General features: G+C 61.6%; 13 protein-coding genes. 3 read left to right on the forward strand and 10 right to left on the reverse strand.

The genetic code is table 11. The annotated features are described in order from the left end of the window. Positions 1–311: 311 nt before the first annotated feature. From ACFTSA_RS15485 to ACFTSA_RS15495, 3 genes are all read right to left on the reverse strand, one after another. The gene (locus ACFTSA_RS15485; protein ID WP_377952393.1) at positions 312–1,145 is read right to left on the reverse strand and encodes an ABC transporter ATP-binding protein; all 834 of its coding nucleotides are present in this window, start codon (positions 1,143–1,145) and stop codon (positions 312–314) included. 157 nt (positions 1,146–1,302) lie between these two features. Then, positions 1,303–2,325 carry an ABC transporter substrate-binding protein gene (locus tag ACFTSA_RS15490; protein WP_377952394.1) on the reverse strand — a complete coding sequence of 341 codons (1,023 nt, stop codon included), beginning with the start codon at positions 2,323–2,325 and terminating at the stop codon, positions 1,303–1,305. Positions 2,326–2,418: 93 nt separating this feature from the next. Next, positions 2,419–3,291: an ABC transporter permease gene (locus ACFTSA_RS15495; protein ID WP_377952395.1), complete on the reverse strand. Its 873-nt coding sequence runs from the start codon at positions 3,289–3,291 to the stop codon at positions 2,419–2,421. Positions 3,292–3,718: 427 nt separating this feature from the next. Here ACFTSA_RS15495 and ACFTSA_RS15500 point away from each other — a divergent pair, with 427 nt between their 5' ends. Together ACFTSA_RS15500 and ACFTSA_RS15505 are read left to right on the forward strand one after the other, a co-directional pair. After that, the gene (locus ACFTSA_RS15500) at positions 3,719–4,654 is read left to right on the forward strand and encodes an aldo/keto reductase family oxidoreductase (RefSeq protein ID WP_377952396.1); all 936 of its coding nucleotides are present in this window, start codon (positions 3,719–3,721) and stop codon (positions 4,652–4,654) included. Between the two features lie 157 nt (positions 4,655–4,811). Continuing rightward, positions 4,812–5,684 (forward strand): helix-turn-helix transcriptional regulator, encoded by an 873-nt coding sequence (locus ACFTSA_RS15505; protein WP_377952398.1) that lies wholly within the window; start codon positions 4,812–4,814, stop codon positions 5,682–5,684. A 320-nt stretch (positions 5,685–6,004) separates the two neighbouring features. On the opposite strand, the gene ACFTSA_RS15510 is transcribed toward ACFTSA_RS15505, so the two are convergent. The 3 genes from ACFTSA_RS15510 to ACFTSA_RS15520 all read right to left on the reverse strand — a co-directional run bounded on the left by ACFTSA_RS15510 (position 6,005) and on the right by ACFTSA_RS15520 (position 8,616). Next, positions 6,005–7,336, reverse strand: a complete 1,332-nt coding sequence (locus tag ACFTSA_RS15510; RefSeq protein WP_377952399.1) for a hypothetical protein — start codon at positions 7,334–7,336, stop codon at positions 6,005–6,007. An 84-nt stretch (positions 7,337–7,420) separates the two neighbouring features. Beyond that, the gene (locus tag ACFTSA_RS15515; RefSeq protein WP_377952400.1) at positions 7,421–8,143 is read right to left on the reverse strand and encodes a nucleotidyl transferase AbiEii/AbiGii toxin family protein; all 723 of its coding nucleotides are present in this window, start codon (positions 8,141–8,143) and stop codon (positions 7,421–7,423) included. Further along, a complete protein-coding gene (locus tag ACFTSA_RS15520) occupies positions 8,122–8,616 on the reverse strand; it encodes a hypothetical protein (RefSeq protein ID WP_377952402.1) in 495 nt (164 codons plus the stop codon). The genes ACFTSA_RS15515 and ACFTSA_RS15520 overlap by 22 nt, the downstream gene beginning before the upstream one ends. Before the next feature lie 688 nt (positions 8,617–9,304). On the opposite strand from ACFTSA_RS15520, the gene ACFTSA_RS15525 reads away from it, so the two are divergent. Then, entirely contained in the window at positions 9,305–9,457 is a 153-nt protein-coding gene (locus ACFTSA_RS15525) for a hypothetical protein (RefSeq protein ID WP_377952403.1), read from the forward strand. A 637-nt stretch (positions 9,458–10,094) separates the two neighbouring features. Here ACFTSA_RS15525 and ACFTSA_RS15530 read toward each other — a convergent pair. The 4 genes from ACFTSA_RS15530 to ACFTSA_RS15545 form a co-directional block, all read right to left on the reverse strand. Continuing rightward, on the reverse strand, positions 10,095–10,388 hold the full coding sequence (locus tag ACFTSA_RS15530) for a hypothetical protein (RefSeq protein ID WP_377952404.1): 294 nt from the start codon (positions 10,386–10,388) through the stop codon (positions 10,095–10,097). Between the two features lie 37 nt (positions 10,389–10,425). Beyond that, complete coding sequence (locus ACFTSA_RS15535) at positions 10,426–10,932, reverse strand: hypothetical protein (RefSeq protein ID WP_377952406.1); 507 nt, start codon at positions 10,930–10,932, stop codon at positions 10,426–10,428. 245 nt (positions 10,933–11,177) lie between these two features. Then, positions 11,178–11,759 carry a hypothetical protein gene (locus ACFTSA_RS15540; protein WP_377952407.1) on the reverse strand — a complete coding sequence of 194 codons (582 nt, stop codon included), beginning with the start codon at positions 11,757–11,759 and terminating at the stop codon, positions 11,178–11,180. Between the two features lie 54 nt (positions 11,760–11,813). Further along, entirely contained in the window at positions 11,814–15,014 is a 3,201-nt protein-coding gene (locus tag ACFTSA_RS15545; protein WP_377952409.1) for an SNF2-related protein, read from the reverse strand. Positions 15,015–15,376 lie beyond the last annotated feature (362 nt).

Here is a 15,376-nt window from a genome sequence, read left to right on the forward strand (position 1 = left end):
CGGCCGAGGCAATCACCCCTATCCGGTACCCTCCCCCGCCCACACGCACATCAAACTCCTCCGACACCTTCGTACTCATACTCAACAAACTCCTTTAAACCAGGCAATAGCCCGGACTCATTCGGTGGGGCTTACAGCCCTGGATTCATTTCGGTAGCGCCTCGGCGGGCTCTTTCAGTCCGTCAGACATGCGGGTAAGGCCCCATGAGGGGCACGCGGCCCTGCAGCATGCGGCTGGACGTACTCCCGTAGAACAAGGAGCCCATCCCCCGCGGCGGTAGCTATGGCCGCCCTAACGGGGTCCTTACTTGCTACTCGTTTCCTCGCTTGGGAATTTCGATGCCGTGAAGAACTCCCATTCGTTCGAAGTGGGTGTAGATCCTGTCGACGTACGTTCCGAAGTCGGGGGATTCGACGAGTGCAAGGGGACGAGGACGTGGAAGATCGACAACGATCTCATCAACAACCTCGCCTGGAGTCGGGCTCATGACGAAGATCCGGTCGGAAAGACCAACGGCTTCTTCGACGCTATGAGTAATGAAGAGCACCGTGGGCCTGTTGCGCAGCCACAGCGCCTCGAGGTCGGCCCTGACCTGGAGACGGGTCAGGGCATCAAGCGCCCCGAACGGCTCGTCAAGCAGGAGTACCGATGGTTCGTGGACGATGGTGCGGATGAGCGACACCCGTTGGCGCATGCCACCGGAGAGCTGGCGGGGGTATTTATCTATGGCTTTCTCAATGTGAAGCTGTTTGAACAACTCGGTGGCCCGGGACCGCAATTCCTTCTTATCCAGCCCACGTATGTCCGCGTGAATCAGGACGTTTTCCATCGCAGTTCTGAAATCCAGCAGGAGGTGGTCCTGGAAGGCGATGCCGATGTCGGTGAAGGGCTTGTCCACCGAAGTTCCACCGACCCGAATGTCGCCGCCGGAGCGTTCCAGGAGTCCGGCAACCATGAGCATGAGGGTGCTCTTGCCGCAACCGGACGGGCCAACGATCGAAATGAACTCCCCGGGCTTGATGTCCATTGAAACCGGCTTGAGCGCCTCAAAAGATCGCCCGGACGGACTGTTGAACGTTTTGGCGACGCCCTTAATGGAAATCGGCAGACCTGCCGCCTTGGTCTGCAGTGCTGTGTCGTTCACTGATGTACCTTTCTCAATCCGCGCAGTAATGGATCTGGATCCTCGTGGTCGACCCACAACAGATGCGCGCCGACTGCTGTAGGGTGCTGGCCTGCTCTCATGAACTCTGGGCAGGCCCGGGGCTGCATGGTGAACGTCCCGGGCCTGCTCGGGAAAGCTACTTGCAGCTCTTCAAGTCGCTGGCTGCCGGGAGGAAGTCGTAGGAGACCGATTTGGCCGTGTCCAGCGGAGCCGGGAGCAGCTTGGCTTTGGTCAGGATGTCGTTGCTTTGCTGCCAGCGCGCGGGTTCAGCGCGCCCGATAGCGGGCGCGTCTGCAGCGCACAGCAGGGGGAGGAGAAACTTTAGTTCTGCCCGTACGGTGCCATCGACAGCGTCTGGCAGCAACTGTTTGACCGCCGCCACCGCCTGTTCGGGATTGGCCCGAGCCGAAGCCCAGCCTTTGAGGCTCGCCGAAACGAACTTCTTCACAGCATCAGGGTTTTTCTCGGCAAAGCTCTGTGTGGTGAATATCGAATGTGCGACAGGAGAGACACCATGGTCAGCGAACGGGAAGTTCTTGAACTTCGCGTGCTGCTGCTCGAGCGAGACAGCGGTGTCCTGACCCCCGACAATGGCGTCCACATTTCCCTGGAGCAGTGCCGCCGCCATGGAAGCAAAGGGAACATTCGATATCGTGACATCCTTCTCGCTTAGCCCGTTCGCTTCGAGGAACAAAGGGAACAGGAAAGCGTGGGCGCTACCCTGGGGAACAGCGACAGTCTTGCCCTTAAGGTCCTGGACTGATTTGATGCCCGATGAATCCAGGACCTGCATCGCAATGTTGGTCACCTGGTTCACAGTCGCAACGATGACCAGTGGGGCGCCCTTTTCAATCTGCTGGCTGATGGGCACGGCGTCTGCGATACCGATGTCTGCCTGACCGTTCGCGACGAGTTGAACCGCTGTGCCGGAACCTGTGCCCTGCTCAATTTTCGTGTCAATCCCGGCGGCCTTGTACAGGCCATCCGCCTGGGCAACGGCGAATCCTGCGGTGGAGGCCGACCAGGACCAGTGCATTTGGAAGCGCACTTGGTTCGCGTTGCTTCCAGTGCCGCTTGCCGAAGGGCTGGCGCAGCCGGAAAGCAGCATGGCTCCCGCGGCGATCGCAGCTGCCAGCAGCTTTGTAATGCTTCTTTGCATAACGATTCCTCTAGTTCTTGTTTGTCAATGGCTTGTAAAAGCGGTGAGATGGGGCGCTGGTTGGCCTGCGGGCCGTTGTTGAATGCGTAGGGTTTAGGCGGCGCGGCGCTGCCATGGTGTCAGCACCCATTCGACTGCCTCCACCAGGTAATTGAGGATTACTCCGATGACCGTCAGGATGACCAGGATGGCGAACATGTACTCGGTGTCCATGGCGCCGCTTGCCCGCAGCAGGGCGTAGCCCAGCCCGCTGTTCGAGCCAAGGAATTCGGCGACAAGGGCGCCTGTGATGGCGATGGTTGCTGAAGTCTTGATGCCGGAGAAGATCACCGGAAGCGCCGCAGGAAAGCGAAGCGTCCAGAACGTTTGCCAGCGGCTTGCACCCATAGATCGCGTCAGGTACAGGAGCCTGTCATCAAGGATCCGGAAACCACTGATGCTCGCCATCAGCAGGGGAAAGAAGGTTATCAGCACGACCAGTGCAACCTTGGTGTTAAGGCTGAAACCAAGCCAGACCAACAGCAGCGGAGCAACGGCGATCTTCGGCACCAACTGCAGGACTATCACCGGCGGGTAGACCAGTTGCTTTGCGGTTTTGGACAAGGCAATGACCAAGCCGAGGGGGATGCCAATAACAATGCTCAGCAAGAGCCCGACGACGAGCACAACGAGAGTGGATTGTGTGTGGACCCAAAGGCTGCCCGCATCCGTGAACAGACGCTTAAAAACGGCGAGGGGCCCGGGAAGAAGATAGGCAGGGATCTTGAACAGCTCTACCGCTGCGGCCCAGGCCAACAGGATCGCTACGAACACAAGGGGCGGCAATGAGGACCACGCGATCGAGCCGATTCGCCGTCTCGTAGCGGATACCTCCCGCGGTTTGCGTGCTGCCAATCCCGCCGTTGGCAACGCAACGGCGGACGCTGCCTGACTCGGCCGATCGGCCGTGAGGTTTTTCCTCGACATGAACCTTCTCCTCCTTGAGCGGAACAAAAATTGCAATCCGGCCCGACTACGGGGCCGGGCATAAGTGGCGCGGCAGACGCCGGACGCTGGCTTCGTGCCTTCCCTGCGTTCTTCAGCACCGCCGATTATGGGGCAGATCGCAAAATCATCTGGAGTGACGGTATCCTGCATTGTGGGACATCGTCAATACATAAATCCTGTAATGTGAGATTTAGTTGCAGGTCTTGGGCGATGACCTTCCTCCACACAGGGCGCAAGGGCAGCTAAACCAAGAGCGTGTTTTCCTTCTGCTGCCGATGCCACCATGCCGCGGAGATTGTGGGGCAAGTCGTGCCGAGCAGGGGCACTTCTGAGGACCGGCAGGGGCCTGCTCAATTGAAAGCAGCCCGCCAGGGTAAGACCCCATTCGAGAAGATTCGGAGGAATCATGCGCACCGTTCCCTTTGGACCTACAGACACTCAAGTGCCTAACATCGTCGCTGGCATGATGCGGATCAAGGACAGTTCTGACGAGGAAATCCGCGAGCTTTATACCGCGGCACGTGAAGCTGGTATCGACTTCTTCGACCATGCTGACCTGTATGGCGGTCAGCGGCACACCTGTGAGCGTCGGTTCGCCTCGGCCCTTCAAATGGGCTCATCCGAGCGCGAGCAGGTCACATTGCAAACCAAGACCGGAATCGTCCCCGACGAGTGGCACTACGATTCCTCGTACGACCACATCGTGACCTCTGTAGAGGAGTCCCTGGAGGCACTAGGCACCGACTACATCGATGTTCTGCTGCTCCATCGCCCCGACGCGCTCCTAGAACCTGAAGAGGTCGCACGCGCCTTCGATGACCTAAAGTCCAGCGGTAAGGTCCGGGCATTTGGCGTCTCAAACCACACCCCTCGCCAGATCGATCTGCTCAAGACGGCCGTGACTCAGCCGATCGTCGCGAATCAGGTACAGCTGTCCCTCACGCACTCCACCATCATCGCCCAGGGCCTCTCATCGAACATGGCCGGCGAATCTGACTCAATCACCCGCGACGGCGGCGGCATCATCGACTACGCCCGCATCAACAAGATCACCTTGCAAGCATGGTCTCCCTTCCAAAAGAGCTTCCAAGACGGCGTGTTTTTGGGTTCGAAGGAACACCCCAAGCTCAATGCAGAACTTGAACGGCTCGCCACAAAATACAGGGTCACACCAACTGCCATCGCCACCGCCTGGATCACCCGCCACCCGGCTGGATTCCAAGTCGTGCTCGGGACTACAAAACCGGGGCGTGTTGCCGACGCTGCAGCAGGCTCTGACATCCCGCTGACTCGCGGCGAGTGGTACGGACTGATTCAAGCCGCCGGCCACAGGGTGCCCTAACGACAGTGAAGGTCGCAGCCAGGCAACGTCTCAGGATCACGCACCGCTAACAGGGCCATTTTCTTCGACCATGACCGGTACCCCTAGAGGAGGCTTGTTGTAACGGGTTATGGCAGGCCCTCTTTAGGGATCACTCGTTTCTCGTAACGTGTCATGTATGGATAACCGAGCCGAGGTACGGCAGTTTCTCTCCACACGCCGTGGACGCATCACGCCGGAACAGGCAGGTATAGAAACCTACGGAGGACGGCGCCGTGTTTCCGGGCTGCGCCGGGAAGAGGTTGCACGCCTCGCCGGCGTCAGCGTGGACTACTACACCCGGTTGGAGCGCGGAAACCTCACAGGCGTCTCCGACGGCGTGCTGGACGCCATCGCGGGGGCGCTGGAGCTGGACCGCGCCGAGCACGACCACCTCTACGACCTCGCCCGCACCGCTAACATGCCCGGCCGGAAGCGTGCCCCCGCCTCGGCCCCGGTCGGCGTGCGTCCCGAGCTGCAATACCTCCTGGACACCATCGCCACTGCTCCGGCCTTCATCGGCAACAATCGGATGGACATCGTGGCCGCCAACACGCTCGGCTACGCCCTGTACTCGGACATGTATCGCGGACCGGCCCGACCAGCCAACCATTCACGGTTCATTTTCCTGGACCCCAGGGCGCACAACTTCTACACGGACTGGGAACGTGCAGCAAACACCAACGTAGCCATCCTGCGCCGGGAAGCAGGCCGCAACCCGCACGATAAAGGAATCGCTGAACTAATCGGCGAACTGTCCATGCGCAGCGACGAATTCAGGACGCGCTGGGCCGCGCACAACGTGCGGCGCCACTACGCCGGAACAAAGTTTTTTCAGCATCCCGCGGTTGGCCTCCTGGAGCTGAACTACCAGGTCCTTGGGCTGGAGGAGGATCCAGGGCACTCTCTCACCGTCTACCCGGCCACCCCAGGCAGCCCCTCCGCAGAAACACTCAAGCTCCTCGCGTCCTGGGCAGCCACGGAGAGGATTGCGGAGCTCGCCCGGACATAAGGCGACTCAAAGCATGGCATCGCCTCTATCGGTTCACCATCTCGGTTTGACCATCCACGAGTGTCGAAGTTGCGTGTTACTGCTCTCACCAGTTGTGGCCCTGACGCACACCTCAACCTGACATCCGGTGCCCGCGGCTTTACGGAAATTCGCTTGTTCGGGTGCTTCCAATGGCGCGCTCCTGCCGGGCTGGCGTCGGACCAAGCCGCGATATCGCGCCCGTGACAGTTGTCGCGGGCCGGGCGAAAGCCGAGCCGAACAGTCCGACGTCGCGGAGGTGTAAGCCGTGCCGCTCTACAATCTGGAGCGCATCCTCGTCATCAGCGGCTGAAGCCCTGCCGTTCGTCCGGGGACGCTGCCGCTTGGCTCGCCTCAAACCAGGCGCGGCCGTGCCGGTACCTGAACGCGAGGCCGTCGTATCCCGCAGGTCGGAGGTCGATCATGTCCAGAACGCCCGCCGTCGGACGCTCGGCCGCGTCCCAGTTGGGAACGACGTCGTCCGGTTCAGTTTCCCGTGCGGGTTCTATGTCCGGGAAGCTGGCGTCCAGGAAGCCGGCCCGTGCCGTTAGGGGTATCCCGGTGAAGGCTGTCCCGGCATAGGCGTAGAGCAGCAGGCGTTTGTCTTCGGGACCCGTGGGTTGAGGCAGGGCGGACTGCTCATCCCACAGCCACGGCGTTCCCGCCTGCGCGGCAAATTCCCCTGCGGAGAGGTTGTTGATCTTGTCGATGCCGTGGAGCGGGCAGTAGGCCGATGCATGCACGCCTTCCTCCTCGAGGACATGGTCGTCGGCATCGGGGAAGGAACGCCGGAACTCAGCGAGGCAGATGCAACCGGCGGCCCTCTCATCCACAGCAGTCAGTCGCCCGGACGTGTCATCGTCGAACGGCCACGACGGGGCAAGGCCCGCCCCTGCCGGCACCTCCCAGACATGCCTGCCAACCCGGCTCATCGCAAACACCCTCCAGCCTTGCCGCATCACCGCCGTGAGGGCGAGGATGCTGAAGGCGGCCGCTGCGGCGGCAAACATGCTTGATCCGGACTCCTGCCCCGCCTGTTCATAAGTGCGGCCCAGTTCTGTCGGCAGCACCCCGAAGGCAGCAGCCCAGCCGGCCCCGGCCGCCGCAAACAACATGAGCATCTTCACCAGACCGCGGCGAAGCACCCGCCTGCTGGCCCGCAACGCGTTAGGCCCAACCGCGGCCGCCCGGACAGCGCCCAGGTCACGCCACGAACGGCCCGCGACACCAACAACCAGCACAACCCCCACCGCGGCGGCGACCCACCACACCGGACCGGACGTGTAGCCGTCCAGCGTGTGCGGCACAGCGGCGAACACAAGAACCAACGGAGCCGCCACAACGGCATAGCGTCCAAGCATCCATCCCGCCAGGCAAAAAGCCATGGCGAGAAGAATGCTCGCGCTGCCGAACATGTCGATGAGGCGGAAGGCTCCATACCAGGACGGATCATCCATCGCCTCCCAGCCACGGTCGGCGATGAACGCCGCACCGGTGCCGAGCAATCCGGTCAGCCAGCCCGCGAGTCGCTGCCGACGGCCGGGGATCCGCTTCGGGAGCGCAGCCCAGGCACCAGCGTCCGGACGCACAATGTCGATGGGTGTCAGCGCTCGCTCCTGTCGTGGTTGGTGCACCGAGCCTATGACACAACCTGCCATGCGGCATGAGTTCATCGACCTGATCAATTGTGCCAAGTTGCTGCAATCCGCTGACCGCGGTCATGACAATTCCGGGCCGCTTCGAGTGTTACCGGGGCCGTTGAAGTTCATCGGTTCAATGGTTTGACCGGCCGAGGAGCGGTGCTGGCGGATGGTTTTGGCGAATCCTGCGAGGGTCATATCCAGCCGTGACAGTTCCTCGGCCGGGAACCCGTATTTGGTGAACTCCGTAGTCGGCAACGCGCGGTGGCCCGACATGGTGGAAGCGAACATCTCAAGGTCAAGATGCGGGTCCCGGCGGCGGCACAGTTCAATCAGCTGCACTGGCGTGAACCGGCCGCTAATGAGAATCGAATAGGCATCCAAGTAATCCCGGGCATAACCACGCGAATAGACCGCCAGCAGTTTGGAGGCCACCGAGTCCCTCAGCGACAGGACCGGACCAAGATCCACCACCGCGGGCTGGTCCTCCCACCAATCCAACCCAAGATCCATCACGACCGCGGTGCCGCGCTTAGCTACGGTGAGGCTGGCGAACTCCTGGTACTGCCGCGTGACCTCGACCGTGTACCCGGCCGCTTCAAGAGCTGCCGTCATCTTCTTCACACAGGCCGCAAACGATTCAGGGCTGTGCCGTCGGTGCAGCGCGAAAAGATCAACATCCTCCGACATCCTCGCAATCACGCCATGTTCAGCCAGCGCCTGTCCCCCGGCAAGGATGAAGCCGTCCTCAGCGAGCACGGATAACGCTATTTCGCTGGCTACGCGTTGAGCGTCGTCCATGAAGGATGATCCTTGCTCTCCCGGTGTTTCGGAAGCTGAGGGAAGGCCGTCTCCCACGCTTGACGGCACCGCTCGGGCAGCCGCATCGAGGGCCACAGCCCGACCAGGCGGCCCGCGTTGACGATGCCGGCCATCTCGTCAACCGACCCCGAGTTCTGCAAAGTCAACTGGTAAAGCACGGCGCAGCTGCCATCATCAGCCACGTCATAGCCCCTGTCCGGCCCCCAATCCAGGTGAATCGGCAACTCAACAATCCCGGACGCCGGCCCCTTCAAATCCTCCAGGGCATCGGGGACGAGGTAGACCAGAGAATCCGCGATCGTGCGCCGGGCCTCCGGCCCATAAACATACTCGCGCAGTCCCTCCCGGACCCGTTCCGAAACGGTGGTACCTTCCCTCGATGCCTTGGCATGAGCCCGGTCCCACAAGTCATCGTCAATACGGATCGTATGCCTCGTTGTGCCGGCTGACATGGCGCCCTCCTGACCGTCCATGACTCTTTCACTCCCACCTTACAGAGTGTCATGACACCGCCGTAAGGCCTGTCCGGGCTTGAGGGCCTTCACTTCCTTCAGTCATCTCATGGACAAAGACCGCGGACGTGCATGATCAGGAAGTGATCCCATGTGCAGTGCCCCCACAGGCCCAAATCGGCACAGCCCTCACGAGGTCGTACCCAGCAACCAGTCCGAAAGCTTGCGGACCCCAGCAGGAATCCCAAACCCCAGCCCAGCGTTGGCAGGGCCTCGAGCACGGTGATGAACGGATTCTTACCGCCTTCCGGAAAGTCCGGCGTCGTTTCCTAAATCCGTCATGCGCTCGTCCAACAGGCTCGCAATGAACAGGCATGGAAGACAGCAACCAGTCGGCGGTCTCGCCTCGAGACATCATGACAAAGATTCATAGCGTCATGCAGTTGGCGCCGGCGGCCATCATGAACAGCTATAGACAGCGAGACTCCTGGACCAGGGAAGAAGGACGGTGAGCATCATGAGCTACAACCCAAGGCCACGTTGCACGCCCCCAGGCAGAGCCGACAACCCTGCGGGTCGCTCGGCAACATAGTCCTTTGGCCGGTCGGGCACAAGTCATGCAGTCCTCCCCCAGACCGTCCATGAACGAACAAGAACCGCCGCCAACAACCCAGCAGGAGGAAACCTGATGAACACCCAACGACGCAGCGAAGAAACCCGCAAAAAATTTTCCACACGTCATGCCGGCCGGGACATGAACACCCATGAACAGGTATGGAACAACGACACATCGCTCCAGGAAGCTAAGGAGGCAACCGGCCACACCACCGGCCACCAATGAAAAAGGGCCCCCGAAGGGGCCCTTCACAACACAACATGTGCACCAGTCAGAGGCTAAAAAGCCCCTGAACAGGGAAAACACGTGCCCAAGATGGGACTCGAACCAGCCGCTCCCCCTGCAAATCCGCCCCTCTTTCGAAAACCTCCCCAATCCGCCCCAATTCGATGCCGATACAACCGAATCCGAAGCCCAGGGTGTGGACATTGTCCACACCCTCTTTTTAGTCGATCTGATGATGCATCGACGGGCCAAACGCCCAACTCTCCGACCGGAACAGAATACTGGGGTCGCGCTTCGTCGTTCCTCGCGCTCTCATCGCTGTCCGGTCGGTGAGCGAGGGCCCGCCGCTCGACCCCGACTGAACACAGATGCGCGAGCCAAGCGGCAGGCTGGGGTCCAACGAGCGTCATGGTACTGCACCTCCTTCAAACATTTCATGGGCCAAAGAACGGAAACGCACATGAGCAGCGGCTGTGGCGCGTTTCCCGCCCAGCCGCGCGCCGCCAGCAGCAGTGAACCATGAAGCCAAAGTTGGCCCCAGTGATTGTTGAAAAGGGAGGTGGGTCAACGTTGGGCAAACCATCGAGGGTTGCCTAGGCAGAATTGCACTGCCGGCGGTGCCAGGGACAAGGGTTGGTCACCCTGTGGCCTGGCCAATTGGTGTCAGCCCTGGTCGGTAAAAGCGCTGTGCAGCTGTTCGATGGGATGCTTGATGTCGTCGCGAACAAGGCGCATCCCATTCCATGCTTTCGGTACCCCGTTCTGGGGGTTCGTCGGTTTCCCAGAATTCGAAGCGGGTACCTTCGCGGGGTTCGCGTTTCGCTTCGGTGCCGAGCACGACGACAAAGTCCACGCCCCCGATGACGTTGTCGGCGACCGGTTTGGAGTGTGCACCTGTGATGTCAATTCCGAGTTCGGCCAGGGATTCCATGGCAAGCGGGTTTAGCTCCTTGCCGGTACCTCCAAACCTAGAACATCGGCTCGCGCCCCTGTGCGGCAAGCAGTCGGTTACAGTCGTCCCGGACCCAATCGGGGACTTCCGAAGTCAGCATCAGGTATGTGTCCCCGGAAGCGCCCAGCGTTCCCGAGCCATGCTCTGAATAGTGGTCACCACACAAGAACGCGCCACCCTTCGTTCCATTCATCTCGACGATGGCGTCGTATCGGGCGTCCCGGCCACACAAGTCGCACTTAGGAAGCTCTGAATCGATGCAGACGTCGCCGAGTTGCGGACTAGCCATGAGACGTTCTTCGTCCACCAGTTCGTAGATATGGGCCAACTCGTGGAGCACATGTTCGGCGGGCGGCGCCACGAGCTTCCCGTCCAAATCCTTGGCCGGCCAAGCCATGGCATGAAGGTTGACGTGATCGAATACCGAAACAATGGCCGCTTTCAGGCGCTCTTCAGCGGCAAGGCCTTCAGGCAGGTCAAGTGGCTCATCAGGCAATGGCAGCAGTGGGACCCGAGGCTTCATGGAGCCCAGTCTAGGCGTCCGGAAATTGAGTACCGAAATGCGGTCCACCACAGCAACATCCCGATCATCCGCCTTGGCCCGTCACCGGCCGCAACGCCTTGGTCCGGTGGTTCGACGAGTGGGTTCCTCTAGGCCACGATCTGGGGTGCCGCCGTGTCTGAAAGAAGGGTGTCAGCGAAAGTGCTCGGTCGAGTATGACAAAAATCCCATCGCCTAAGGATGAATTGCCGCAAGAGACCCACAACCTACCAGTCTGGCAGTTCTTTCTTCCATGGGTGGCCCCCAGGCAAGCCCACCCTTGGGTCGGCGGCGAGTTCGCGATAGTGCTTCGGCAGCATCACGGGCACCTTGTCCGTCTGGGTACCGAGCAGGTCCCAGCGGTCCTCATATGGCTTGAATGTCTCGACGCCGACACGGGCCTGATCCGGCCCCGCGTTGCGTCGCCCGGCAGGTACGCCCAGCTCGGTGAGCCAGTTCATGTGCCCGATCCATGCCGCGGCCGCCACGTGGTCCCTTGGGACAATGAAAGTCCGGGGCGCCGCAGTGCGCTCACCCGGATCGAGCATGACCAGCGCATACCACTCGTGCCGGGACAGCGCTGGCTGCTGTGACTTCACGCCGAGCTGCCATCTCCCCCTGACGTCTTTTGATCTGATCGACTTGACCTGCATCTCTATGGTCTGCCGCCCGGGCCCTTCTGTTTGGACCGCGAGGATGTCGGTTCGCTCCAGCCCGTCCCGGGTGAGCGCCACCGCCCAGCCGTACCGCGACAGCACCGAGCACACCCAGTGCTCCCCCGCGCTCTTGGTCATCTTTGTATCGGCCATATTGTGGAGCGTAACAGCGCCCCTGAACCAGCACGATCAGCAGCGGCGGCTGTTCTAAGCATCCGGGACACCCAGAATGCAGGCTGTGACACGTTTCGCCAGCGGCGCCCCAAGCGGGAGGCCCGTGAACGTCTTCTCGACATGTTCGATGCCGAACGGCTCGGTGTGGAGTTTCGGGGTGATGTGTTTCAGGCGAAGGTACCGGGAACGGCGCCGTGCGCTGCGGGCTTCGATGAGTAGGGGCTGGACGAGTTCAAGCCATCGCTCGGCGACCAAGTATGGGTCGGGATGCGTCTCATCGCTGGGGGCGGCGAGAGCGCCAACGTTCTTCCAACGCTCGCTGGTCTCGGGATCTCCTCGCCGTGCGGCGTTGGCTGCCCAATGTCCGGTCACTTGACTCATTTGATCGAGTGCCCTTAGCAGGCGGCGTGGAAGGAGCAGCCGTTCGAAGCGCGTGGCGGCGGTGAGATAGCGGTTCAGCCACTCCTCACAGGTCGGATCGAAGGGAAGGCTGGGCGGGTCCTCGCTGAGTCTCCCGCGAAGAGGTTCCACGATGTTTTCAAGACCGATGACCGGCTGGGCGTCCTTCCCCTCAAGCATGATCCAGCGCGGAGCCCCATGGCCGACACCGGTGACCGCAAAGAACGCCCAGGGCGTTGTGGATCTGACCGGGCTGACACGGGCGAGGACGCGATGAGTAGTGGTGCGGTGCTCCTCGTATACCCGCCGGGAGATCAACGCGTCCGGTCCCTCAACCAGGCGGCGCACGGGGTCGAGTGCGTCGCGAATGCCGTCCCAGGCTTCGTCGCGGGCAGCCTCCAAGGTGGTGATGTGCTCCTCGATGGCGACGACGTCGTCCCGGTCCGCCGCGAGGTTTGGCACGTTCAGGTTCGAGCCCAGCAGCGAAGAACTTTCCTGTGTACGGGCCGCGAGGAGTTCGTTGGCCCGGGTGGCGAAGAATGCGCCGTCGCGTGGCCAGTAGACTTCGATCGCGTCATGGCGGCTGTCCATGCGGTCGACCCGCCCCACACGCTGCTCGGCGACACGAAGGGTCGTTGGTACGTCGAAGTGGACCATTGCCGAGGCGCCCTGGAGGTTGAGTCCTTCGTTCATGGCGTCGGAGCACAGCGCTATCCCGTGGGCATGGCTGTCGGGGGCGAAGACGCGCTCCACCTCCTTGCGGTTCTTCTTGTCGGCGCCTGTTGCAACAATCACCGGAGTGCCGCCCTTGTCGATGAGCTGGCGGATCGCCGAGAGGGTGATGAGGTGATGGTCGAAGGCGATGACTCGTGGGTGCTTCCGGCTGAGCTGTGTGATGAGGTGGGCTTTGGCCTGTTCGCGAGTCGTCGACAGCTGTTCGGCTGCGCTGAGGATCGTGCGGTAACGCTGCGCTTCTTGCTCGCAGGCAGCACGCCATTCGTCGGCGTCGGTGAGCCATCGCGGCACCTCGCAGGTGAGGACCACCTTCGGAGGTCCCTGGCGGGCAAGTCTGGCGATGGATTCGAGCATGTTGCCTGTCGGCTTAGGCTTGAACGCCCCGGGGATTGAGCATCGTCGGACCGCTTCCTCAGTTCCGGCGACATGCTCAATGAGGGCCGCCTTGGACGACCGCATCGCTGTCACTACATGGTGGTTGGCGAGTCCACGGGCAGCCGCAAGCCGGATCTCGAGCCAGCGCTCATCGCTGTACTCATTAGCCAGTGTTGTTGGAACCGCGATCTGGCCGCCGAGCAACGCTATGCCGGAGAGCTCGGCCGATGCTTGACGCACCTTGACTGCGGCCGCCTCATCCTCCTCGTTTTCTCCTGTCGGATACGTTACGGATTCGTGTCGCGGGTATTGGCAGACCCGCCCCGTGACCGTGTGCCGGTAGGCCTCAGGATCCTCGTCGACCATGGCGTTCAGCATTGACTTGGTGCGTCGAACGGTGAAGCGCTGGATCTCGCGGCGAAGCCGATCCTGCTGCTCCGATGACATCTCGATGCTTTGGCTGGGACGCCGTTCGAGCTTCTCCAAAATATCCAGCGTCTCGTCCTCGAAGTTATCCGCCCCTAGGAGACCGACCAGCTGGAGAAGGTCGGCCGAACCACGATTGATCGGCGTTGCCGTGAACAGCAGGACATGCTCGGCGAGGCTCTCCCTGACCTGGCGGGTACGGTTCGCGCCCTGGCTTAGGAAGTTGTGACCTTCGTCGACGGCGAGAATCTGCGCGTTCCTGACCGCCTCTTCCTGCGCACGTGGTCCATCCTCTGATTGCCGGCTTAGCAGGCCGTGCGAGACAGTGTTGATTGAGACACCGCAAGACACGGCCTCGCGATACCAGGTGTTCTCGACCGACGGCGGACACACCAACACTGTGAGATCGCGCCTCACCCGACCGGTGCTCCACAACCTGTCCCGTACAGCCCGCACAAGGTGCGCGCCCATCCGCGTCTTGCCGGATCCGGTGGCGTCAGCGACAAGGACACTGCCAACGTTCTCCACGATCCACAGGGCCTGTGCGATCCCCGCCATCTGTGACGGCCAAAGCTGAGAGCCCGCCGCGCCGCTGGACAGGTATCGCTTAGCCCACGCCCCGTCCAACAGGTCAGAACACGCCCTGGCAAGTGCCTCCCGCCAAGGGACGAACCGAAGCAGGGAGAGCAACAACTCACGAAACTGGTCATTCCACGGTTGCCCGACAGTCCAACAATTCTCCGCCATCTCGGCCACGCCCCGGTACCGGAGAGCGTCAGTGCGCCGCTCAAACCTACTGTTTGCCTCGATCTGGTTGCCGAGGCCTGCACTTGTGAAGTTGCTCGATCCTGTGGTCGCCGCCTCCGCTCCCACATAGATCTTCGCGTGCAGTCGCGTGGGCCCATCAACGAAGCGGACCTCTAGCATGCCCTCATCCAACACTTTGAGGACCTGGAGAACCTTCGCCGACAGCCGCAGTGACACCCCCTCTTCTTCAAGCCAGTACCGCCGGACCTCATCGGTGAACGTCACGGCAGCTGAGGCGAAGCTCGACCTTGCTGACGCGAACGGCTCCGTGCCGAGCAGCACCCTCACCTTCGCCCGGGCTGCATGGGGCTCTCTATCCCAGGCTGCAATGAGATCTACGAGTTCGGCGATCGAGGAAAACCCGGCCACGATCAGCGGTGACTCCGATGAGACCAGGTCCTTCCACACCAGCGTCCGCACGCGCGCGGCGCTGTGGTTGACCGGAAACTGGTCAGCCGCCGGCCATTCGAGGCTAGCTAATCTCTCCAACACGTAGCCGCCAGGCTGGACCGAGAAAAGATCAGCCTGTCCCTCCCATTCGTCACGATGTCCGCGCCGGCTGGCACCTCGCTGACTCACTGCCTGGCCTCGGCCACAAAACTGGCGGGCTCGGCCATTGACCAGCACTCGCCTATCCTCAAAACGGGCATAGTCGCCTCCTCTACGCGCTGCGCCGCAGATGTACGACGACTATGTGAGCTAAACGGGGCTCAAACTAGCAGCACCCGCCGACAAAATAGATGACGGCCTCAGGGACGCATCCATGGGAGTCCCGACTTACCGCTCCTCCCAAACCCTGCCGGCCCTGACATGCACTATCGGGGCTCGAGTTGTTGCCCACGTCGCAGACCGTC

It is taken from the genome of Arthrobacter sp. NPDC057013 (assembly GCF_042674585.1).
Classification (GTDB): Bacteria; Actinomycetota; Actinomycetes; order Actinomycetales; family Micrococcaceae; genus Arthrobacter.